21 protein-coding genes and 1 pseudogene are annotated in these 22,475 nt (G+C 63.0%); 11 read left to right on the plus strand and 11 right to left on the minus strand.

The window, feature by feature from the left end; translation table 11 throughout:
- Positions 1 to 42: 42 nt before the first annotated feature.
- Positions 43 to 825, minus strand: a complete 783-nt coding sequence (locus RTX79_RS03140) for a glucose 1-dehydrogenase (protein ID WP_312681759.1) — start codon at positions 823 to 825, stop codon at positions 43 to 45.
- Between the two features lie 130 nt (positions 826 to 955).
- On the opposite strand from RTX79_RS03140, the gene RTX79_RS03145 reads away from it, so the two are divergent.
- From RTX79_RS03145 to RTX79_RS03160, 4 genes are all read left to right on the plus strand, one after another.
- Positions 956 to 1,879 carry a LysR family transcriptional regulator gene (locus RTX79_RS03145; protein ID WP_123699193.1) on the plus strand — a complete coding sequence of 308 codons (924 nt, stop codon included), beginning with the start codon at positions 956 to 958 and terminating at the stop codon, positions 1,877 to 1,879.
- Positions 1,880 to 2,095: 216 nt separating this feature from the next.
- Positions 2,096 to 2,665 (plus strand): TetR/AcrR family transcriptional regulator, encoded by a 570-nt coding sequence (locus tag RTX79_RS03150; RefSeq protein WP_312681762.1) that lies wholly within the window; start codon positions 2,096 to 2,098, stop codon positions 2,663 to 2,665.
- Between the two features lie 117 nt (positions 2,666 to 2,782).
- Positions 2,783 to 3,205, plus strand: coding sequence for a DUF1348 family protein (locus RTX79_RS03155; RefSeq protein WP_428695935.1), 423 nt, complete (start codon positions 2,783 to 2,785; stop codon positions 3,203 to 3,205).
- Positions 3,206 to 3,278: 73 nt separating this feature from the next.
- A complete protein-coding gene (locus RTX79_RS03160; protein ID WP_312681765.1) occupies positions 3,279 to 3,488 on the plus strand; it encodes a hypothetical protein in 210 nt (69 codons plus the stop codon).
- 3 nt (positions 3,489 to 3,491) lie between these two features.
- Here RTX79_RS03160 and RTX79_RS03165 read toward each other — a convergent pair whose 3' ends face one another.
- Positions 3,492 to 4,415 (minus strand): AraC family transcriptional regulator, encoded by a 924-nt coding sequence (locus tag RTX79_RS03165; protein WP_312681766.1) that lies wholly within the window; start codon positions 4,413 to 4,415, stop codon positions 3,492 to 3,494.
- A 79-nt stretch (positions 4,416 to 4,494) separates the two neighbouring features.
- Here RTX79_RS03165 and RTX79_RS03170 point away from each other — a divergent pair, with 79 nt between their 5' ends.
- Positions 4,495 to 5,265 (plus strand): SDR family NAD(P)-dependent oxidoreductase, encoded by a 771-nt coding sequence (locus RTX79_RS03170; RefSeq protein ID WP_312681767.1) that lies wholly within the window; start codon positions 4,495 to 4,497, stop codon positions 5,263 to 5,265.
- Between the two features lie 64 nt (positions 5,266 to 5,329).
- On the opposite strand, the gene RTX79_RS03175 is transcribed toward RTX79_RS03170, so the two are convergent.
- The gene (locus RTX79_RS03175) at positions 5,330 to 6,220 is read right to left on the minus strand and encodes a LysR family transcriptional regulator (RefSeq protein WP_312681769.1); all 891 of its coding nucleotides are present in this window, start codon (positions 6,218 to 6,220) and stop codon (positions 5,330 to 5,332) included.
- Between the two features lie 135 nt (positions 6,221 to 6,355).
- On the opposite strand from RTX79_RS03175, the gene RTX79_RS03180 reads away from it, so the two are divergent.
- The gene (locus RTX79_RS03180; protein ID WP_312681771.1) at positions 6,356 to 7,108 is read left to right on the plus strand and encodes an SDR family oxidoreductase; all 753 of its coding nucleotides are present in this window, start codon (positions 6,356 to 6,358) and stop codon (positions 7,106 to 7,108) included.
- Positions 7,109 to 7,157: 49 nt separating this feature from the next.
- On the opposite strand, the gene RTX79_RS03185 is transcribed toward RTX79_RS03180, so the two are convergent.
- The 4 genes and pseudogenes from RTX79_RS03185 to RTX79_RS03200 form a co-directional block, all read right to left on the minus strand.
- On the minus strand, positions 7,158 to 7,457 hold the full coding sequence (locus RTX79_RS03185; RefSeq protein WP_312681773.1) for a hypothetical protein: 300 nt from the start codon (positions 7,455 to 7,457) through the stop codon (positions 7,158 to 7,160).
- Positions 7,454 to 7,870, minus strand: coding sequence for a hypothetical protein (locus RTX79_RS03190; RefSeq protein WP_312681775.1), 417 nt, complete (start codon positions 7,868 to 7,870; stop codon positions 7,454 to 7,456). Before RTX79_RS03190 ends, RTX79_RS03185 begins: the two co-directional genes overlap by 4 nt.
- A gap of 436 nt (positions 7,871 to 8,306) precedes the next feature.
- Positions 8,307 to 9,327 (minus strand): annotated as a pseudogene (locus tag RTX79_RS03195) (IS5 family transposase).
- 152 nt (positions 9,328 to 9,479) lie between these two features.
- On the minus strand, positions 9,480 to 9,926 hold the full coding sequence (locus RTX79_RS03200; protein ID WP_312681776.1) for a hypothetical protein: 447 nt from the start codon (positions 9,924 to 9,926) through the stop codon (positions 9,480 to 9,482).
- Between the two features lie 891 nt (positions 9,927 to 10,817).
- Between RTX79_RS03200 and RTX79_RS03205 the strand changes: the two genes are divergently transcribed.
- From RTX79_RS03205 to RTX79_RS03220, 4 genes are all read left to right on the plus strand, one after another.
- Positions 10,818 to 12,473 carry an acetolactate synthase large subunit gene (locus RTX79_RS03205; protein ID WP_312681777.1) on the plus strand — a complete coding sequence of 552 codons (1,656 nt, stop codon included), beginning with the start codon at positions 10,818 to 10,820 and terminating at the stop codon, positions 12,471 to 12,473.
- A gap of 31 nt (positions 12,474 to 12,504) precedes the next feature.
- Entirely contained in the window at positions 12,505 to 13,887 is a 1,383-nt protein-coding gene (locus RTX79_RS03210) for an aldehyde dehydrogenase family protein (RefSeq protein WP_312681779.1), read from the plus strand.
- Positions 13,888 to 14,005: 118 nt separating this feature from the next.
- Positions 14,006 to 14,275: a hypothetical protein gene (locus tag RTX79_RS03215; RefSeq protein ID WP_057507193.1), complete on the plus strand. Its 270-nt coding sequence runs from the start codon at positions 14,006 to 14,008 to the stop codon at positions 14,273 to 14,275.
- A gap of 155 nt (positions 14,276 to 14,430) precedes the next feature.
- Positions 14,431 to 15,111, plus strand: coding sequence for a L,D-transpeptidase (locus RTX79_RS03220; RefSeq protein ID WP_312682200.1), 681 nt, complete (start codon positions 14,431 to 14,433; stop codon positions 15,109 to 15,111).
- A 23-nt stretch (positions 15,112 to 15,134) separates the two neighbouring features.
- On the opposite strand, the gene RTX79_RS03225 is transcribed toward RTX79_RS03220, so the two are convergent.
- The 4 genes from RTX79_RS03225 to RTX79_RS03240 all read right to left on the minus strand — a co-directional run bounded on the left by RTX79_RS03225 (position 15,135) and on the right by RTX79_RS03240 (position 19,987).
- On the minus strand, positions 15,135 to 15,722 hold the full coding sequence (locus RTX79_RS03225) for a hypothetical protein (RefSeq protein WP_312681783.1): 588 nt from the start codon (positions 15,720 to 15,722) through the stop codon (positions 15,135 to 15,137).
- A 75-nt stretch (positions 15,723 to 15,797) separates the two neighbouring features.
- Complete coding sequence (locus tag RTX79_RS03230) at positions 15,798 to 18,446, minus strand: excinuclease ABC subunit UvrA (protein ID WP_312681785.1); 2,649 nt, start codon at positions 18,444 to 18,446, stop codon at positions 15,798 to 15,800.
- 125 nt (positions 18,447 to 18,571) lie between these two features.
- Positions 18,572 to 19,054, minus strand: a complete 483-nt coding sequence (locus RTX79_RS03235; protein WP_312681787.1) for a MarR family winged helix-turn-helix transcriptional regulator — start codon at positions 19,052 to 19,054, stop codon at positions 18,572 to 18,574.
- 186 nt (positions 19,055 to 19,240) lie between these two features.
- Positions 19,241 to 19,987, minus strand: a complete 747-nt coding sequence (locus tag RTX79_RS03240; protein ID WP_312681789.1) for a glucose 1-dehydrogenase — start codon at positions 19,985 to 19,987, stop codon at positions 19,241 to 19,243.
- Between the two features lie 394 nt (positions 19,988 to 20,381).
- Between RTX79_RS03240 and RTX79_RS03245 the strand changes: the two genes are divergently transcribed.
- Positions 20,382 to 22,436, plus strand: coding sequence for a hypothetical protein (locus RTX79_RS03245; protein WP_312681791.1), 2,055 nt, complete (start codon positions 20,382 to 20,384; stop codon positions 22,434 to 22,436).
- Positions 22,437 to 22,475 lie beyond the last annotated feature (39 nt).

The raw sequence follows: 22,475 nt of genomic DNA on the forward strand, positions 1-22,475 counted from the left end.
TGGGTTGGAAGGGCGAACCGCGGGGCGTCCTACATTGCCGTGTCAGATCTGGGTCAGGCCGCCGTCGACCGTCAGCTCTACGCCAGTGATGTAGGACGCATCCGGCGACGCCAGGAACGACATTGCCTTCGCAATCTCATCCGGGCTGCCCGCACGGCCTAATGGGGCCTTCTGCTCTATGTCGGCAAGGTAGGCGTTGATGTCCTCGTCGCTCATGCCGAGCTCGGACTTGTAGGCCGGGGTAACCACAACGCCGGGCGCAACCAGATTCACTCGAATGTCCCGCCCCTTCAGCTCGGAGGCCCACGTCCTCACGAAGGAGCGCAGCGCGGCCTTCGACGCCGCATATACACCGAACGCGGGGACGCCCTGATTAGCCGCAATAGAACCCGTAACGACGATGGCACTGCCAGCGGTCATGAGCGGTAGTGCCTTCTGCACCGTAAACAGCGTGCCTTTGACATTGATGCCAAAGTACTTGTCGAACCCTGCCTCGGTGATTGAGCCGATAGGGGTGAACTCGCCTCCGCCCGCGTTGGCAATAAGAAGGTCCAACCGACCGTATGCTGTCCGGATGGCATCCATGATGGCGTCCAGGTCAGCGGCGATGGAGATGTCACCGCGCACTGCAAGCGCACCATGCCCGATATCGGCTGCGGCGCGGTCCAGCTCGTGCTGGCGCCGCCCGCTGATGACCACCAGCGCGCCCTCGAGCGCAAGGCGCTTGGCGGCGGCCAGGCCGATGCCCGAACTGCCACCGGTGACCAAAGCGACCTTACCTGTGTGTTTCCCGGTGTGGACGTTGACCAAATCGTGAATGTGCATGACGTTGTCTTCTTGAACGGCTGCTGCCGCGATGGCGCAAGTTTATTAGGTCGCATTTGCCTGATAAACGCAGAAATCATTGATTCTTTATTTCCACGGGTAAATAATCGCACGTTACCGGGAGACCCTGATGGACCACATGCAGGCAATACGCGCCTTCGCTCGCGTCGTGGAGACGGGCGGCTTCAATCGCGCGGCTGAATCACTCCAGATGCCTAATGCCACGTTGAGCAAGTCGATCAGCGCACTGGAGAGGCATCTTGGGGTCAAGCTGCTCGAGCGCAGCACTCGCCGCGTCAGCGTCACCAACGACGGGGCTGCATACTACGAACGCATCCGGCACCTGTTGACGGAGCTGGACGACGTGGAGGCCACCCTGGGGCGCGCCCAAGGCAGCCCCAAGGGCCGGTTGCGCGTGGATACTGGTGGCTCGACTGCCAGTGGTGTGTTGATCCCGGCATTGCCCGAGTTCCGCGCCCTGTATCCGGACATACAGCTGCACCTGGGCGTTACCGATAGGACGTCGGATGTCATCGGCGAAAACATAGACTGTGCCATCCGCAGCACATCAGACGACGGTGCATTGATCTCCCGCAGGATCGGGAGTCTTGAATGGACCACCTGCGCTAGTCCGGCGTACATCTCACGCTACGGCGTGCCTGCTCACCCTGAAGAGTTGCTTCAGTCCCGGTTTCCGGTAGTCGGATACTTCTCCGCGCACAGTGGCAAGGCACCTCCGCTCCATTTTCTCAGCGACGGGATGCCGATGGAGATCGTGCCCAACTGTGCGGTGATGGTCAATGAAAGCAACGCCCACCTGTCAACGGGATTAGCCGGGCTCGGGCTCATTCATACACTGGATTTCATGGTGCGACCGGCAATCGATCGGGGCGAGCTGGTCGCTGTCCTCCAGGAATGGCGGCCTGCCCCCCTGGACGTCTTCATCGCCTATGCACCGAGCCGGCAGCTCAGCACCAAGGTTCGCGTCTTTGTAGAGTGGGTGAGCGAGATCTACGCCCGGCTCGAACGATCAAACTCAGTAGCCAAGCACTGACGCACGCGAGCGCCAGCCGCCGGCCAAGTGGACGAGAGAGCCGCAGTAAGGTCGTCGGAGGTCTGCTTTTGGCCGGAAGCGGAAGCTGGCGTGTGCATGCAATCCGAGGCAGATATTGGTCAACCCGGCCGGGCGCTACGCGCACGGTAACTGTGCCGCCGAGCTGATGTGCACGCGCCAGTTGACAAGGTAGAACGATCGTTCTACTTTGGCGCCATGGATAAGACAACGACCGACACCCGACTGAAGATCATGGACACGGCGGAGACGCTGATTTACCAGAACGGGATACATGCGACCGGCATGGATCTGCTGGTGAAGACCTCTGGTGTTGCGCGCAAGAGCATTTACCGGCACTTTGAAAACAAGGACCAGGTTGCCGCAGCCGCGTTGAACGCGCGGGACCTGCGCTGGCTCAACTGGTTCAGGCAGGAATGCGACAAGGCCGGCAGCCCGGAAGCGCGCATCCTGGGTATGTTCACGGTGCTCAAAGGTTGGTTCAACTCCGAGGGCTATCGCGGCTGTGCCTTCATCAACACGGCAGGCGAGGTCGGCGATTCCCGCGACCCGATCCGCAGGATCGCCAAGCACCACAAGCAGAAACTGCTTGATTACACGCTGGAACTCACCGGGCAACTGAACATCGCGCAGCCGGCAGTGCTGGCGCAGCAGCTGCTGGTTCTGATGGAAGGTGCAATCACCGTATCGCGCGTGATGGGTGACTACGACGCCGCAGACACCGCAAGGGATGTTGCGCAGTTGTTGTTGAAGCACGCCACGCGCTAACGCCGCAGTAACCGAAATCCCGCCGCAGTACCCCGTTCATCCATCTCCATTGGAGGCCCCACCGTGTCCGCTGAAGCACCCCGTCCCCCCCTTCCCCCGTTCACTCTCGAATCTGCGATGCAGAAAGTTCGTTTGGCAGAAGATGGCTGGAATTCCCGCGATGCCGACAAGGTGGCGCTTGCCTATTCGCTCGACACCCAGTGGCGAAACCGCGCCGAGTTCACCAACGGCCGCGAGGAAGCCCGGCAGTACCTTGCCCGAAAGTGGAAGAAAGAGCTTGAGTATCGCCTGATCAAGGAGTTGTGGGCATTCACCGGAAACCGCATCGCCGTGCGCTACGCCTATGAATGGCGCGACGACTCTGGAAACTGGTTCCGCTCTTACGGAAACGAGAACTGGGAATTCGGTGCGGATGGTCTGATGGAGCGCCGCTTCTCGTGCATCAACGACATGCCCATCAAGGACAGCGAACGTAAGTTCCACTGGCCGCTGGGGCGCCGCCCGGATGATCACCCGGGGCTGTCCGACCTGGGCATGTAAGTTGCGGAGCCAACGTGAGGAATGCCTGCGGGCGCTGGGCGCCCAGCCGCCAGACAAACAGGTTCCCCGCGCGTTGCTGCGCGTGTTCATCGGATCGGACGACCTGTTCCCCAGGCTGAGCTTGCCCCTGCGTGCGCCGATGACTCGCCAGGAATTTGCGTCCTCTGCTGTGGAGGTGACACTGGACGCCAGCCGTGCCCGCAGCGAACTGGGCTATCGGCCGGTGGTTACGCTGGACGCCGGGATCGCGATGCTCAAGCGCCACGTGGCCGAGCAAGGCTGATGGTCACCGAGCGGTAGGCGGAAGAGCCTCGCGCGGTGCGTGGCCGAACAGCCGGCTGAACTCGCGGCTGAACTGGGAAGGACTCTCGTAGCCCACGGCGAACGCGGTGGCGGAGATGCTGGTGTCGCCCCGCTGCAGCAGGCGGCGTGCCTCGATCAGGCGCAGCTGCTTCTGGTACTGCAGCGGTGACAGACCCGTTGCCGCACGGAAATGCCGATAGAACAGTGCGCTGCCCATGCCTGCACGGCTGGCCAGCGCCGCTGCATCAAGTGGTTGCCTGAAGCTGCGTTGCAGGTGCCCAATGGCGCTGGCCATGCGGCGTGCCAAGGGGGAGGGCTGGGCCATCGCCAGCAGCGCCGGCCCTGCCTCACCCTGCAACAGGCGAAACATCAGCTCGTGCTGCAGGCCGGGCCACAGCAGCCGCTGGGCGTCTGGCGTATCGTGGGCCAGTGCCAGTAGGCGCTGCAGACAGTTCAGTACCGACCAATCCAGTGCAACCACACTGAACGGCGCAGGATGGGGAGCCTCGTCTGCATGTGGGCTGCCCAACTGGCCAAGCAACTGCCGCAGGACGCCCGTATCCAGCTCCACCACCAGCCCAAGGAACGGCATGTGGTGGTCGCCACGGGACACCATTCCGCGAGCGGGTACCGGCTGACGGGTAAGCAGTGCATTGCCGGCCCGGTACTCCAGTACCGCATCGTCCACCCATACCTGCTTGGCCCCCTGCAGTACCGCTGCCACCGCGGGGCGGTACAGCGCCGGGGCCGGCACGCGTGTCGACCCTGTACGCGCCAGCCAGGCACCAGGCAGAAGCTCCAGCAGCGGCAGTGCATCTGCACTGCGTGCGCGCAGCACCGCCTGTGCCTGCAGTGCCAATGCACTCAGCGTGGCCTGGTGATCTTCGATGGCAGGGAAATCGGGCAAGGATCGTACGCGATTGGGCAAGTGCAGGCGGAACCGTGGGCGCAGCATGTCATGCCCCGGTTCGCGAGACAAAGCCACGATGGACAACGTACACACGCCACGCACGATCGCCCTGGTTACCGGCGGCAGCCGTGGCATTGGCCGCAGCATTGCCCTCCACCTAGCCAGGCAGGGCAGCGATGTGATGATCACCTACCAGCATCAGCAGGTGCAGGCCACCGAGACCCTGCGCCAGATTGAAGCCTGTGGCGTGCGCGCCGCGATGTTGCCACTGGATCTGGATGCCATTGGATCGCTGGAAACCTTCGCGGCGGCTGTGCGGGCGCAACTGCAGCGCTGGGATGCCCCCCACTTCCACCAGTTGGTGAACAATGCAGGGCTGCACGCACCATCAGCGTTTGGTGAGATCCGGGGCGATGACATTGATCTGCTATACCGCGTGCACTTCAAGGCGCCGCTGCTGCTGACCCAGTTGCTGGCGCCGCAGCTGGCCGATGGCGGCGCCATCATTAACATCTCCACCAGCCTGACCCGGCATGTGGCTGCGGGCAGCCTGGCGTACGCGGCCATGAAGAGCGCGCTGGAAACCGCGACCCGCTATCTCGCGCTGGAGCTGGGGCCGAGGGGAATCGCGGTTAACTCCGTGGCCCCTGGCGCCACCGAGACCGACTTCTTCGGCGGTGCTGTGCGCGACGATGATGCTGTGAACCAGTACGTGGCACAGCACACGGCGATGGGACGCACCGGTCGCCCCGACGACATCGGCAAGGCCGTGACAATGCTGCTGGCGGGAAGTGGTCGTTGGATCACCGGCCAGCGCATTGAGGCCTCGGGGGGAATGCTTCTGTAGGCGATGAGGTGACCTGGCGATGTCCGCTTCTGGCCGGAAGCGGACACGCGGCAATCGCGGCTGATCAAGGCACATTCAACTGCGGAATCTTGCCGAATGCCTCGGCGATAAAATCCATGAACACGAGCGCACGCTTGGGTACCAGCCGGTTGGCGGCGTAGACGATCTGTACCGGAGCAGGCGGTGGCGCAAACGCATCGAGCACGGTCTGCAGTTCACCAGAGAGCAGGCCTTGTTCGTACAGCCACGCCGGACCCTGGCCGATACCCAGCCCGGCGCTGACCGCGGCACGCGCGGCCTCGGGCGAATTGACCCGGAACCGGCCAGACACCGGTACATCGGTGTCGCAGAAGCGCCAGCTGCTCCCCGTGCTGAGCAAGGTGTACAGGACGCAGTCGTGGTGGCGCAGGTCATCGGGAACGGTTGGCACGCCGCGCTGGTCCAGGTAGGCGCGACTGGCCACGGTCACCCGCCTGAATGCGCCGATGCGACGTGCGCACAGCGCGCTGCTCTCAAGGTGGCCGATGCGGATGGCCAGCTCCGCGCCTTCGTCGAGCAGGTTCACGTAGCGATCGGCGATCTGCAGGTCCAGCTCCAGCGCCGGAAATCGCTGCAGGAACACCGGCACCAGCGGCAGCAGGAACGTGTGCGACAACGCTGTGGGGCAGGCGACGCGCAGCAGCCCGGAGGGCTGCACATCATCACGCAGCGACATTTCAGACTCGGCCACCGCATCCAGGATGCGGCGCACCTCCGCGTAGTAGCGCTCGCCCTCCGCCGTCAACACCAGCTTGCGGGTGGAGCGATTGAGCAGACGGGTCTGCAGATGCTGCTCCAGCGCCGCCACATGACGGCTGACATTGGGCTGTCCCAGTCCCAGGTCGCGGCCGGCTGCGGAAAAGCTGCCCGTCTCCACGGTACGGGCGAAACAGGTCATCAGCAGGAATCGGTCCATGCATCCTCGATCCATGCGCCCAGCGCATGAACGTTATGGTTTCCCAGGATCTTATAGCACCACGCGCATGGGGTCATGATGCCGCATCGAAGGCCGTCAAGCGGCGGCCTGGCACGGAATCTTCAGGAGAAAACCATGTCACGTCTTGCAGGCAAACGAACCCTCATCACCGGCGGCACCACCGGCATCGGTCTGGAGACCGCCAAACAGTTCCTCGCCGAAGGCGCCCGCGTCATTGTCACCGGCGTCAACCCGGAATCCATCGCCAAGGCACAGGCCACGTTGGGGCCTGAGGTGCCCGTGCTTCGCGCTGACTCAGGCAGCGTTGGCGCTCAACAGCAGCTGGCGCAGGCGGTGCAGGCGCATTATGGCCAACTCGATGTCGTTTTCCTCAACGCCGGCGTTTCTGTCTGGGTACCCTTCGAGGAGTGGACCGAGCAGGCCTTCGACGCCTCGTTCGCCGTCAACGTCAAGGGCCCGTACTTCCTGCTGCAGGCGCTGCTACCGGTGTTGGCCAACCCCGCCTCGGTGGTCCTCAACACCTCCGTCAGTGCGCATGCGGGCATGGCCCGCTCGTCGGTTTATGCTGCCACCAAGGCCGCATTCCTGAGCATGACCAGAACACTCTCCAGCGAACTGCTCGGCCGGGGTATACGGCTCAATTCGGTCAGCCCCGGCCCGGTGGGAACCCCGCTGTATGACAAGCTGGGCATTCCCGACGCATACCGTGCCCAGATGAACCAAGAGATCGTCGCCAGCATCCCGATGGGCCGTTTCGGTACTGCGGAAGAGGTGGCCAAGGCGGTGGTGTACCTCGCCTCGGACGAATCGCGCTGGACGGTGGGCTCGGAAATCGTGGTCGACGGCGGACGTCTGCTCAACGGCTGAGCCCGCGGGCGTCGCCCATAGGGGCAGGGCGCACCGCTGCGCTCCGCCTCTAACCCGACTTCACCTCCACCCGGAGCTGCACACCAAGCGCGCGGGTCACCTGCAGCACCGACGCGAAGTGGAGCGGGCGCGTGCCGTTCAATTGCCTTCGCATGAAGTCGGTGCCCACGCCACAAGCCTTGGCGACAGCGTCCAGCCCATCCAGTTCCGCCACCAGCAGCAAGGCGCGCGAAAACGTGGGCTCATCGCAGCCGTCCTTGCGCAGGCGCGCATCCAGGAACTCCGCACGCTGTGCGGCGCGGGCTTCGGGGCTGTTGACCGCCGTTCCGGCGAACGTGTCTTCGGTCATGGCTCGCCCCACATTTCTGCCATCGACGATTTGACCATCTCACGCCCGCAGACGATCAGGCCTTCCACCATCCGCCCGGTAATCTGGGCTTCCGGGTGCACTTGGGGCTTGGCCACGTGTACCGCGTGCAGGATCTCCAGGACCGATCCCAGCGCCTGCAGGGTGCGGATCGGTACGCCGACCTTGCCGTGTCGCTTGACTTCGGCATGGCTGTCCGGGCCGAGCAGCGGGGCATCGCTGCCGACGTCGGGTACCAGCCGCAGGTTGACGGTGTGCTCACTGCGCGCGCGCAGCTGCTCAGTTTCTTCGAGCCGATGCTCAAGCCGTTCGATGAAGTAGGGTGGGAACTCGCTGATCCGGTCGCCGATCAGGGCGTACAGGCGCTTGGCACTGAGGGGGTAGTTGGTTTCCATCGGTCGTCCTTCGCATGGCTTGGGGCCACCTGCGCAGACGCGCAAGGTGGCGGGCGATGCGGGTTGGCATACCGGTGGTTACAAGACGAAAAATCCGGCGGATCAGGATCCCCACACATCGCCCGCCATGAAACCTGAGGGCAATGCTGTGCATTCTCCGCCGTGCCCAAGGGGGCAAAACAGAGTTAATCGTCTATGAACCAAACAGGATGCCAATCCCGGCTGTTGCTCTTCGGCTTCAGCACGTCCAGCTTGCGATGGGGTGGGGGAGGCGTCCATGAGGATAGTTGCGAAGTTGGCGGTTGCGACTTCCACGCTCGCACGCGATTCCACGTGTCCACAGCGCTATCACTCCTGCTCTCGCCTAAGGATGGTCTGAGCATATCCCCATGTTGGATTCATGAGCCGAGCGCTTCCCGCGCCCACCTGCTGCGGTTTAATTCGCTGGAAGTAGGGTTTTGAAGGCCCCGTTGGTCGCCTCCAGACGGATTTCTCCCTGAGCCGGCACGAACTTCCCGCGGGTCATCCACAGGTTGCGCAACGCAAACAGCGTCAGCGCCTGCGCGCTGTTCTTGCCCAGCCCGCGATAACGGACCTTGGTGTAACCAAACCGGCGCTTGATTACCCAGAAGGGATACTCCACCTTCGCGCGCATGCTGGCTTTGCAGCTCTCCCAGCGCTCGTGCTGCCGACGGTCGCGCGCGTACTTGATCGCCTTCACTTTGCCCCGCTTCCCGGCGATAAAGAACGCCGCTTTGGCGTCCTGTAGCTCTGGCCGCGCATCCGCCCCGGTATAGCCACCGTCGCCCAGCACGCAGTCCTCGTTGCCGTGCAGAAGTTCGTAGGTGACCGTGACGTCGCCTACGTTGGCAGCGGTGCATGTCGCATGGTGCACAAGGCCGGAAAACTCATCTACACCGATGTGCGCCTTCATGCCGGAGTACGACTGATTGCCCTTCCTGGTGCATTTGCGGATCACCCGCCTTGTCGGCGTTCTTGGTCGAGCTGGGCGCATGAATGATCGTGGCATCCACGATCGTGCCCGCACGCAGGCTCAAGCCCTGATGCTGCAGGTGTGCATTGACCGCGTCCAGCATATTGGCGGCCGGCCCATGGGTCTCCAACAGCCGACGGAAGTTTAGGATCGTGGTCTCGTCAGGAATGCGCTCCAGACTGTTGATGCCGGCAAATTGGCGCATCACCGCTGTGTCACGCAACGCTTCTTTCATCGACGGCTCGCCCAGGGCGCACCACTGCTGCAGGAAGTGGATGCGCAGCATGGTGGCCAGCGGATACGGCTGACGGCCGCGGTGGCCTGCAATCGGCTAGTGCGGCTCGAACAGCGCCAGCAGTCGCTTCCAAGGAATCACCTGATCCATCTCGTTGAGGAACAGCTCGCGGCGCGTTTTTTTTTTGCGCTGGCCAAGGCCTTCGGCATCACCGAATGTCAGCTGCATGGAGGGTTCAACGTGATGTGATGGACTTCAAGCTTGCCGGACTGCGGCCGGCACGACCATCGGATTTCGTGCAGATTTGTTCAGACCTTCCTTAGGCGCATTGCACCTAACCCTTGCTCTCGGCATTCATCACTGCGTCCTCCAGGAGTCCTCTAAAAGTATGTGCGGCCGTAGTTCACCGATCCGCTCGTGAACGTGAATCCCTTTTTTATGTCAACCTCCATCCGTTTGGGCGTATCGAACTGCATCAAGTGCACAACTCCTTCCATGGCACGGTCCAGTGAAGCGACAGTGCTCGCATGGGCCCGGTAGGCCTCGATGTCGCTGCCTTTGTTGCGCAGCATCCAAACGAATCTCGCTTCATCGGCTAGCGTGGTCGCAACGGCTGATAGATGCTTCTGGATCTTGTCGTAGTCTTCCAGTGCACGCTCTTGCAGGGAATGTTCTTCGCCCCACGGGCCCTCAACCGGGTGCTCGTTCTCTATGCGCGATACGACATCTTGCAGATTCTGGATGAGTCCTACCAGGGACTGCTTTAGCTCATGTCGGGAGCTAGCTGCGGAGACCTCGCCGCTGGCTTTCAGCAGGAGGTCGCTCATCCGTGCACTAAGATCACTCTCCATCTGATCTCTCCGTAAGAACATTTACTTCTGTGAACAAGATCGTGATCGCTCAGAGCCGGTGACGACCAAAGCCCTGGGGCTCCTCGGCATGGTGCGCCTTTGATGCGACGGGCGTCGTGACGCCGGTTCCCTTATCGGCGTGTCTCGGCGTCAGGATATAGCTCAATCCGCCGTCGGAATTTCCCTACCATGCTTTTGACCCAATGATTTATTGTCAGCGTGGTGCCAAGGACGTGGCGAGCAACGCTTAGCCTCGTCGGCCACTGAAGACGCAGCGCTTCGCCGCAGGATGCCGTGTTCGACACTATGGCGGTCCGGTTGAACACTTGAGCGCGTCTGTCTGATTGGCAAGTGAAGGAGTACTTGAATGGCGAAGGGTAGCAGCGGCAACAACGGTGGCGGAAAATCCGGCAGCAATAGCGATGCTAGGGGCCGGAGCGGATCTGGAGGTGCCGGGTCTTCGGACGCTGCAGGGCGTGGTCAAGGTAACGCTGGCGGATGGCCGAGCACTACCGGCAATTCGTCCGGCAGTGGTCGTAGCAATGCACCCGCCCGGGGCAAATAGTCTGCGTAGCCGGTTGCACGAGGGCTGATTTGCACGCCGGGATGCTGTGTGTCCCGGCGTCTCTTGCGCGCTGCGCACCGCAGGGAGCTCACGCGTCAACTTGCTAAACTCTTCTCGTTTTACCCTTTGCGGGCGAATTGCCATGTGCGCCCTGCTGCCATACACGTTATCTCGACGATGCAGGTCCGCCGCACCGGGGTGCAACACCGACACAGCGTTCCACGCCTGGTCATTCATCTCGAGACTCGCTGTAATACCCCCGGGCGTATAGTGGTCGCATCCTCACCGCAAGGATCGACGCTATGCAGAAGGGCTCGGATCTACTGGTCAAGGCGCTGGAAAACGAAGGCGTAGACCGCATTTTCGGCGTGCCGGGCGAAGAGAATCTGGACTTCCTGGAGTCACTCCGGAACTCGAAGATTGAACTGGTCCTCACCCGCCATGAGCAGGCAGCCGCTTTCATGGCCGCGACCCACGGCCGGCTCACCGGAAGGCCCGGCGTATGCCTGGCAACGTTGGGGCCGGGCGCCCTGAACTTCTCCACCGGCGCGGCGTATGCCCACCTGGGCGCGTGGCCGATGATCCTCATCACCGGCCAGAAGGCGGTGATGAGTGCCAAGCAGGCGCGCTTCCAGATCGTGGATATCGTGGCATCGATGAAACCGCTCACGAAAATGACGCGACAGATCGTCAGCCCGGCTTCGATCCCCGCCATGGTGCGTGATGCCTTCCGTGTGGCAATGGAAGAGCGGCCCGGGCCGGTCCATCTGGAGCTGCCGGAAGATATCGCCGGCGAGGAAGTCGAGGATGTCCCGGTCATCCCCATCCACGCACTGGAGCGCCCTATTGCAGCGCCCGCCGCGCTGGATCGGGCAGAGGCGGCCATCCTGGCGGCCAAGCGCCCGCTGGTGATGATCGGCGCGGCCGGAAGCCGGCCATGGCTGACAGAGGCGCTGTCCGCATTCGTGGCGCGCACGCGGCTGCCATTCTTCAATACCCAGATGGGCAAGGGCGCCGTGACCGGTGGCTCCAACCTCTATATGGGCACGGCGGCGCTGTCCGAAGGGGATTATGTCCACGAAGCGGTGGCGCGCGCCGACCTGATCATCGCCATCGGCCATGACACGATCGAAAAGCCGCCGTTCCTGATGAAGAGCAGCGGCGGGCCGAAGGTCATCCATATCAGCTTCCAGTCGGCCACGGTCGAGCAGGTCTACCACCCGGATATTGAAGTGCTGGGCGACATCGGTGCCTCGGTTGATGCACTGGCGGAGCGGCTGGAAGGCCGCTTGCCTACCGACGAGGGCATGACCGAACTGCGGCAGAAGATCCTCGCCCGGCTCAATGATCGTGCCGACGAAGACCGTTTCCCGATCACCCCGCAACGGATCGTGCACGACGTGCGCCAAGCCGTGCCGGACGATGGCATCGTCTGCCTCGACAACGGCATGTACAAGATCTGGTTTGCCCGCAACTACCGCACGCATGTGGCCAACACGCTGCTGCTCGACAATGCGCTGGCCACCATGGGCGCAGGGCTGCCGTCGGCGATGATGGCCGCGATGCTGTACCCGCAGCGCCGCGTCCTGGCGGTGTGCGGCGATGGCGGCTTCATGATGAACTCGCAGGAGCTGGAAACCGCCGTGCGGTTGGGACTGAACCTGGTCGTGGTGATCCTCAACGACAGTGCCTACGGCATGATCCGCTGGAAGCAGGCCGTGGACGGTTTCGAGGATTTCGGCATGCGCTTTGGCAATCCCGATTTCGTCAAGTACGCCGAGGCCTACGGCGCGAAAGGCAGCCGGGTGAGCGCCGTGGAGGAGCTGGTGCCGATGATCGAGGCCGCCTTCGCCGGCGGTGGCGTCCACGTGCTGGACGTACCCATCGACTATTCCGAAAACACCCGCGTGCTGGTCGATGAACTGCGCAACCGCACGCCAGATGTGGGCTGCGCCTGAGCCTGCCCTGACCCCATAAAAGGAGCCCACCATGCTGACCGTCGTACAGGCCTTCGACCGCGCGCCCATCACGGAAATAGGATTCGACACCGCCGCAGCGCTGGAACAGAAGCTCAGCGCCGCCGAGCGGGTGTTCAAGGACCGCGACGGCTGGCTGCCGCCGCACGAGCGCATCGCGATCCTGCGCAGGCTGGCCGCCTTGATGGACGCCAAGCGTGACCACCTTGCGCTGCAGATCGCACGCGAGGGCGGCAAGCCATTGCCGGATGCCATCATCGAGACCACCCGTGCCATCGACGGCGTCCACAACGCCGCCGACGAACTACGCAACTTTGGCGGCCGCGAGATCCCGATGGGCCTTTCAGCGGCGGCGGTGGGGCGCTGGGCGTTCACCACCCGCGAGCCCATCGGCATCGTGGCGGCGATCTCCGCGTTCAACCACCCGCTCAACCTGATCGTGCACCAGGTCGCCCCGGCGATCGCCGTCGGTTGCCCGGTCATCATCAAACCGGCTTCGGCAACGCCGCTGTCGTGCCTGGATTTCGTGGCGATGGTGCATGAAGCCGGGCTGCCCGAGCCGTGGTGCCAGAGCTTCATGCCCGAAGGCAACGACCTGGCCGAGGCGTTGGCCACCGACAAGCGCGTTGCCTTCCTGAGCTTCATCGGATCGGCGAGGGTAGGGTGGTCGCTGCATAGCAAACTGGCACACGGCGCCCGTTCGGCGCTGGAACACGGCGGGGTTGCGCCGGCCATTGTCGACCGCAACGCAGACCTTTCCAGGATGATCGAACCCATCGTCAAGGGCGGCTATTACCACGCCGGCCAGGTGTGCGTTTCCACCCAGCGCATCTTCGTCCATGACGATATTGCCGACGACTTCACCGAGGCGCTGGTCGCCCGTGTGGAACGGCTGCGCACCGGCGATCCGACCCTGAAAGATACCGACGTGGGCCCACTGATCCAGCCTCGCGAGGCGGACCGTGTAGCCGAATGGATCGACGAAGCGGTGAAGGGCGGTGCGAAGCTCGCCACGGGCGGCAAGCGGCTATCGGAGACGACGCTGCAGCCAACCGTGCTGCTGGATCCGGCCAGCGACGCACGGGTGACCACGCAGGAAGTCTTCGGGCCGGTGGTGGCGGTGTATCGCTACGCCGATCTGGACGAAGCCATCGGCCGGGCCAACTCGCTGCCCACCGCCTTCCAGGCCAGTATTTTTACCCAGGACATCGATATCGCCCTGCGTGCGGCGAACCGGCTGGATGCTTCGGCGGTGATGATCAACGATGCTACTGCGTTCCGCACGGACTGGATGCCGTTCGCTGGCAGGCGCGAGTCCGGGTATGGCACCGGCGGCATTCCATACACCATGCGCGACATGTCGCAGGAGAAAATGATTCTGATGCACAGAAGCTGAGCGGGCAGGGCACGCCTTCACGCTGCCTCGACCTCCCCCGGCATCAACTGAACGTCGGTCATGGCTCTGGCGAAAACGCCGCTATAGTCCGAACACCCCAGACGACGGAGACAGTGAAATGTTCCTTACCAAACAGCATCTGACGACCGCACGTACGCTCGGTGTCGCACTCATCGCCGGCGTCAGCCTCAGCGCCTGCGCCACCTACAAAGACGATTTCGCACGCATCGATTCGCGCCTCGACCAGCTCGACGTCAAGGTGCAGGGCGCAGCCCAGAGCGCCGAATCGGCCAACCAGTCCGCGACCCAGGCCAACCAGCGCCTTGACCAGATCGAAGGCCGCGTGCAGCAGCTCGAACAGGCGCCCCGTCGCAAGCCGCGCGGTTGATCGCTTTGCTCACCTCACGGTGAATGGTTGAACCAGGGACCGGTGGCTCTCGCAGGCCACCGGCTTCCTCAGGGCATTGGAAGATGACTCGAAAAAACAGTCCCATCCGCAACAACTCCTCTATCCGACTCCGCCCTCTGTGTGGCGCGCTGGTCATCGCCCTGGCCTTCGCCAGCGTTGGCACGGTGAGCGCGAAGAACTCCGCCGCCAAGTCGGTAACCGCGGTTGATGAGCTGCCGGAAGGGCAGACGGTGTCCGATACCGTGATCGAACTGGCGGGTTGGGTTGTTGCTTCCAAGGACAGTCAGGGCTACCCGTTCGCGGTCATGGACAAGGCTGCTGCACAGGTGTTGGTGTTCGACGGCGAAGGCAAGCTTCGCGGCGCAGCCCCGGCATTGTTCGGCTCTGCGAAAGGTGATCACACCGCCCCCGGCGTTGCAGGCCTGGCGCTTCGCGAGATTCCAGGCCGGGACCGCACTACGCCCGCCGGTCGCTTCATAGGCGGCTACGGTCCGTCGATCGATGCCGGACGCGTGCTGTGGGTGGATTATGATTCCGGCGTTGCGTTGCATCCCATCGCCACGGGCGTGCCAGCGGAAAAGCGCGCTGAGCGGCTTGCTTCGGCTTCGCCGGATGACAACCGGGTCACGCATGGCTGCATCAACATCTCGCCTACGTTCTATGAGCAAATTGTTCGTACTACGTTCGAACGTGGCGGGGTGTTCTACGTGCTCCCGGACAAGGCCTCGATAGCGGAGACGTTCCCTGAGTTCGCGGAAAGTCGTGGTGCCGCGAAAGACGAAGGCGGGAAGAGCGAGCGCTCTGCACGCAAGTAATGGGCAGGGTGGGCGGCAAGCCTTCAGCCTGCTGCTGCCCTCAAACGGTCGCAGGTTTCCTTTGCGCGCTGCATGCCCATGCCTTCGGGCGAGGCCGGATCCGGGTCACCCAGGGTGAACACTTCCATGCGGGCATCGTTTGCAGCACGCACCTTGGGCGCGGCCAGCACTGCGGCCATCAGCTGCGACAGTGCAACCTCGTCGCGCTGGGCAAGGAACGCCTTGAGCTCGGCGGCAGTGTAGGACTGGATGAGCACCTGATCGAATGCCGCTTGACCAGCGGGGTCCTGGATACCGTCGGCAAGGCGCTTTACACCCGCTGACAGAAAACCGGCCATGGCGGTCTGGATTGCCTGCCTGCAGGCGGGCGGATCCTCCGGCGATGAGATACCTTCACCGCTGCCAAAGGCGCGCAGGAAGTCCTGGCCTTCGTTGAGGACCTGCCGTGTCACGATCTGTGTGTTGACCTCATGGGCGAGTTCAAGCGGCGTGGCGGCAAACAAGGGCACGCTGGTCACGGCCAGCATCGCCGCGCCGGTCCAGCGCACCATACGGCCCAAACGCGCTGCGACGAAGGGCCTCGCAGCAGCCATCTGATCTACTTCTTTCATGTGCACCAAGCGTCTCGCGATGAGGCGCGCAAGGATAGCGCATCAACTGCAGGACCATTGAGGCCGAGTCTGGGCTCAGCCGCTGCGCGACAGCTCGCGTGCGAGGAACGGTGCCGTCCTGCTTGCCTTGGCGCGAGCCACCTGCTGCGGCGTTCCCTTCGCCACGATGGTGCCGCCCGCAGCACCTGCGCCAGGCCCCACGTCAATCACCCAATCGGCCTGAGCGACCGCCCGCATGTCATGCTCGATCATCACCACCGTGTTGCCCGCATCAACCAACCGCTGCAGCTGAAGCATCAGCCTGTCCGCATCGGATGCATGCAGGCCGGTAGTGGGCTCATCGAGCACATAGAGCGTGCGACCGCGCTGGCCGCGCTGCAGCTCGGTTGCCAGCTTGATGCGTTGCGCCTCACCGCCTGAAAGCTCCGTCGCCGGCTGGCCCAGCCGCAGATAGCCCAAGCCGATATCGCGAAGCACCTGCAGCGGGCGGGCAATCGCATCCTCCTCGCCGAAAAACGCGTGCGCCTGGTCGACCGTCAACTGCAGGACTTCGGCGATGTTGCGGCCATTCCACAGCACCTTCAGCGTGGCCTCGTTGTAGCGCGCGCCGTGGCATGCAGGGCAGGGCGCATAGACGCTGGGCATGAACAGCAGCTCGACGCTGACGAATCCTTCGCCCTCGCAGGTCGGGCATCTGCCCTTGGCCACGTTGAACGAGAAGCGGCCCGCATCGAAGCGGCGTCGGCGTGCGTCGGGCGTGCTGGCAAACAGCTTGCGCACATGGTCGAACAGCCCGGTGTAGGTGGCGAGGTTGGACCGCGGCGTGCGGCCGATGGGTTTCTGGTCCACCTGGACGACCCGCTGGATGGCATCCACATCGCCTGCCAGCCGGCCGCGCGTTGCTTCGATGACGGTTGGCCCATCGGTGGGCGCGACATCGGCGCCATCGTCCGGCGGCTCGTGGCCCAGATGCAGCAGTACCAGCTCCGGCAGTGCCTGCGCCATCAGGCTGGACTTGCCCGACCCTGAAATGCCGGTTACGGCCGTCAGCAATCCCAGCGGCAGCTGCGCATCCACGCCCTGCAGGTTGTGGCGGTGGATACCCTTCAGTTCCAACCAGCTTTCGGCGTTGCGCTTGCGGCTCGCAGGCGCAGGCACCTGGTCGAAAAGATACTGGGCGGTGCGCGAATCCTGCACCTGGCGCAGGCCATCGGGCTCGCCACTGTAGAGGACGCGCCCGCCATGCTCGCCCGCCTGCGGGCCGACATCCACCAGCCACTGCGCGCGGCGCATCAGCTCCAGATCGTGTTCGACGACGAAAACCGAGTTTCCGCCATCGCGCAGCTGGCCAAGCGCATCGTACAGCGCCTCGCTGTCGGCAGGGTGCAGGCCAGCCGATGGCTCATCCAGTACGTACAACACGCCGAAGAGCAGCGAGCTCAGCTGGGTACCCAGTCGCAGGCGCTGCAGTTCGCCGGCCGAAAGCGTGGGTGTCGCGCGATCCAGGGACAGGTACCCCACGCCGAGCGAACGCAGCTGCGACACACGCGCCATGATGCCGCCAGCGAGCCGCTGCGCCGCCATGCGCTTCTCCTCAGACAGGGCCGAAGTCAGGCGTACGTCAGGGGCGGCGGCGTGGGCGGCGCGCCCGCTTGCCACCCGCTTCGCGCGGTCGCGGCGGGTGGCGCTGCTGCTGCGTGAGCCCCGGCTGTGTGCGCTGAAATCACCTTGCGCCACAGGTTCCAGCAGCTCCGCCAGTTGATCCAATGGCAGCCGCATGAACTCGCCGATGTCCACGCCGGCGAAGGTGACCGACAGCGCCTCTGGCTTCAGGCGCTTGCCCTGGCAGGCAGGGCACAGCTTGCCTTCCATGTAGCGGGAAACCCGCTTGCGCATCAGCGCACTCTGGGTCGTGGCAAAGGTGTGCAGTACATAGCGGCGGGCGCCGGTGAAGGTCCCCATGTAGCTGGGTTCAAGCTTGCGCTTCAGCGCAGCGCGGGTTTCGGCCGGGGTGAAACCTGCATAGACCGGCACGCTCGGCGCCTCCTCGGTGAACAGGATCCACTCCCTGTCCTTCTTCGGCAGCTTCTTCCACGGCACGTCGATGTCGTAGCCCAGCGTGACCAGGATGTCGCGCAGGTTCTGGCCGTGCCATGCCGGCGGCCAGGAGGCGATGGCACGTTCGCGGATGGTCAGCGACGGGTCCGGAACCATCAGCGCTTCGGTTACCTCGTAGACGTGCCCAAGCCCATGGCAGGTGCTGCAGGCGCCCTGCGGGGTATTGGGTGAGAAGTCCTCGGCGTAGAGCATGGGCTGGCCGGGCGGGTAGGCCCCTGCACGCGAGTACATCATCCGCACCAGGCTGGACAGCGTTGTCACACTGCCCACCGATGAACGTGCATTGCTGGCCCCGCGCTGCTGCTGCAGCGCTACCGCCGGCGGCAGCCCGTCGATGGCATCCACATCGGGCACGCCGGCCTGGTCGATCAGGCGCCGTGCGTAGGGCGCTACGGACTCGAAATAGCGCCGCTGTGCCTCAGCGAAGACAGTGCCAAAGGCCAATGATGACTTTCCCGAACCCGATACCCCCGAGAACACGACCAGTGCATTGCGCGGAATGGAGACATCGACATTCTTGAGGTTATGCTCGCGCGCTCCGCGGACTTCGATGCAACCGCCGGCTATGGCAGCGGAGGATGACGGATCGATGGGCGGGTGGGGCATGGCGGCGGTCCTGCGGGCAGTGAGTGGCACGCCTGACGGCGCGCCCGATGGCTCATTCTCGCTCCTGGGGGGTGAACGTGGGTGAGGGCGCCAGAGGCGCGTCTTTTGTCAAGCAAGCCGGCCAATCACGGCTCAGACATCCCGGGCTGGAGCGCTGCACTCGAAAATGCCAGGCATTGGCGCTCAAGATTGCGCAGCACCCTCACTGCAATCTGACCCTCCACGTCGTCCATTCCAACAAGCAATTCGGTCCGTAGGGTGTCCAGTGTCTCAACGAGTTTGAGTGACAGGGCGCGCCCTCGCTTGGTCAGATGCAAGGTCTTGGCGCGGCCATCGGATGGATCCCGCTGGCGCTTCAAAAAACCATCGCGCTCAAGCTGCGTGACCGATCGCGCAATGGCTGCCGGATCCAGCGCCGATTCCTCGGCCACGTCTTTCTGGCGGATCCCATTGCCCAGTCGGGCAATCACCAGCAAGACCGCCGCTATGGACAGCGAAACACCGGACTGCGCAAGCGCGATGCCGGCTGCGCGCTGCCATGCGCGCCCGGCGGGCAACACCGTCCAGGTCAGCGTAGTTCGCCAGTCCTCGCCGTCCTGCATCGACATATCGCGTAAGCCCCAATGGTGACGGTCCGGAGCCAGGCGCTCCGGTTCTGCTTGCTTCCCGCAGCACCGCAGCCTGATAGGCCAAAAAAAGCCAAGGCAGTGTGCTGAGCAGGTCGGCACTACGGGTGACGCGTCATTTGGATCTTATCCTTCCCACCTGCCTGGATCAATTCACAGCGGCCGTACTTATTGGGCAAGCAAGCCGCCGTCAACGACGTGCTCGTGTCCGGTTATGTAGGACGATTCGTCGGATGCCAGGAAGAGCACGAGGTTGCTGACTTCATTGGCCTTGGCGATACGTCCAAGCGGAATCATGGACACTGCTTCGCCGCCGTTTTCGTCAGTGCCCTCTACCATCATCGGGGTCTGGATGAAGCCAGGGTGGACAGAGTTCACGCGAATATTATCGGCGCCATACTCGATTGCAGTAGCCTTGCTCATCCCTCGCACGGCGAACTTGCTGCCTACATACGCCAAACTCGGGAATCCGTAATTTGCGGCCATTCCGGCGATCGACGAGACATTTATGATCGATCCACCCTTGGCCTTGAGCATCGATGGAATCACAGCCTTCATGCCGAGGTAGACGGCATTCTGGTTGATCGCGCAGACCTTCAGGAAATCTTCTTCCGAGATATCCGCAGTCTTGGCGATTGGGCCAAGAATTCCCGCGTTATTGACCAGGATCGTAACGTTGCCGAAGGCCGTCTCCGCCTCGGCCACTACCTTCTGCCATGCGTCCCAGCTCGTAACGTCCTGCTGGACGAAACGTACGTCATCTCCAAGCTCCGACGCTAGAGCGCGACCTCCCTCGGCATTGACGTCGGTGAAAACAACCTTCGCCCCTTCTGCGACGAAATTCCGCACATGTGACGCACCCATGCCCTGTGCGGCACCAGTGACGATAGCTACTTTGCCCTGCAATCTGCTCATCGTTCATCTCCTGTGATTTACACGGCGTCGCTGCCGCCAGTGAAGCCAGTCTGGCTTCCGATAGATGACGCGTCAATGAATTGGATGTAGGCTGGAACGCCTGAAGAGTCCTGTCATTCCCGCAATGGTGCGCAACATCCGCTTGGCGAAGGTGATCAAAAGGCACGGGCGGGGGCGCGGGGCACACTGGTTTGGCGGGAGCCGAGTCTGGCCGGCCTCGGCGCTGCCTCGGTTTTTCAGCGCTGTACGCCCTGTAATGCCTGCACCAAGCGCAGCCGAGTTGACCTGCGCAGCTTTGCATTCTTCACCGTGCTGCTGCGCCTGCCAGGTGTAATGTCCTGAGCGACCACAAGCTTTGCGCCCCCTCCGCCTTTGTTCGAAGTACTACAGAAAAATGATCACTACTCCTGTCAAGAACCACGCGAAAAGCCCTATGAATCTCTTGCGGCGGCGCTCGCTTGCCTTGATGACGACCTTCGTCATGAGCAGCTCGGTGGCCATTGCCAGCCCTTGCGGCAGTCCTGCAAACGGTGCAGCAATGCTGATCGACGCGACATGTGTAGATCCGGAGTTTGCCAAGCCGATCATAGATGCTAAAGAGAACATCTCCACGCCCATCAAGGGGCTGCGAGTCTCAGGACATTTTGAGGGCTCGAATGCGAGGTTCCAGTTCGTGTTCCCTGAAAAGGAACAGTGGGACGGTCGCTTCTACCAGCAGGTTTATCCGAATACACCGACCGTGGCAGATGAGGTGGTGAAGTTCGGCGCCAACGATGGCGCGTACACCGTGCACACTGTTTCCAGCGGCGGATACCGCCTTGATGCGGCGGCGGCCAAATTTGCCAAGACGATCGCGGCAGACTACTACGGAACCTCGGGGAGAATCTTCGGATATGTTTACGGAGGCAGCGGCGGCTCGTACCAGGTGATAGGTGCCGTTGAGAACACCGTAGGTGTCTGGGACGGTGGCGTGCCGTATGTCATGGGCACGCAAACGTCCATTCCCAACAACTTCTTCATCCGCGCATTTGCACGGCTCGTGCTTAGCCGGCACGCCAGCAGGATTTCTGACGCAGTGGCGCCGGGTGGAAGCGGAGACGTCTACAGCGGCCTGAGCACCACCGAACAAGGCGTTCTTTCCGAGGTGTCTGAGCTGGGGGTGCCGCTTCGAGGCTGGGAAGACACGACCTATCTGTTGGGGCTGGAGGAAGGGGGCGGACTGCTGGGGTTCCTCGGTAGTGTCCAAGCCGCCGATCCTACCTACGTAGAAGACTTCTGGAGTAAATCGGGATATCTGGGGGCCGAGGCATCGGAGCTGGGGAACCTGGTTCGCGCTTCGCGAGTCCGCTACGACAGTGTGCTGAAGAGCGTGCAACCCGGCAATGGTGATGGCGTCTTCGAGGTGCAGGTCGAGCAGGCACCTCCTGAGTCGGCATTCTTTCCTGTCGAGCTCACGGTTCTGAAGAAGGACGGCACGCAAGCGGGACGTTTTCTGACGATGTACGACCGCGTCAATCGATCCTTCCGTATCGAAACCGCACAGCAGCCAGGCCTTGCAGAAGCGCTCCTGGTGGGTGCACGGGTCAGGCTGGACAACTCGTGGCCTTTGGCAGCCACCACGTATCATCGCCACCAAGTGCCGGAAAGCAGTGATTTTACGGCCTGGAACATCTTAAGGGACTCACGGGGCCAGCCTCGATATCCCCAGCGAACACCTGTCTTGGCAAGTGGTATTGCTCAGAGCGTGACGGGGGGCTCGACGTATTCCGGTGATTTGCGCTTCAAGGCCATCATTGTTTCCAACCTGCTGGATGTCGACGCATTCCCTTGGCACGGGGCTTGGTACCACGACAGGGTCAAATCCACGCTGGGCGCCCGTGCTGATCAGATGTCCCGGCTCTGGCTGAATGACAACGCCGATCACCTTGATGGGCACGTCATAGCCTCCGGTAGCGCAGATGCCCAGCGATTGCGGCTGATCAACTACACCGGCATCGTCCAGCAGGCGGTGAGGGATGTCAGCGCATGGGCTGAAAAGGGCACGCCGCCGGCGAAATCCACCGCGTACCGGTTCAGTAAGGGGCAAATGTCCGTTCCCGCGAACGCATCGGTCAAAGGCGGTATCCAGCCCGTTGTAACGCTTTCTCTCCGCGGTGCCGGGCAAGCACGCGTCCGTACAGGCGCCCCCGTTGAGTTGAGGATGCAGGCCCGCGTACCCGCTGGTGCGGGTAACGTGATTGCAGTGGAGTGGAGCGACACCGGTGATCATCAGCTGGTACCTGACAGAATTGCTCCTGGCCAGAAACGGATCACTGCTGTTCGAACCGTCACGCTCGCCAAGCCCGGCACCTATTATCCGGCCGTAATGGTTACAAGTACCCGCCTCGGCAACGACTCCAGGTTTGGGCGCGCGTCAAACCTTGCTCGTGTCCGCGTCGTAGTTGAGTAGGCAGGGTGGGTCGCCGACCGTCGCGGTCTGAGGGCGTTG

The organism is Stenotrophomonas chelatiphaga, assembly GCF_032054965.1.
Taxonomy (GTDB): Bacteria; Pseudomonadota; Gammaproteobacteria; order Xanthomonadales; family Xanthomonadaceae; genus Stenotrophomonas; species Stenotrophomonas chelatiphaga.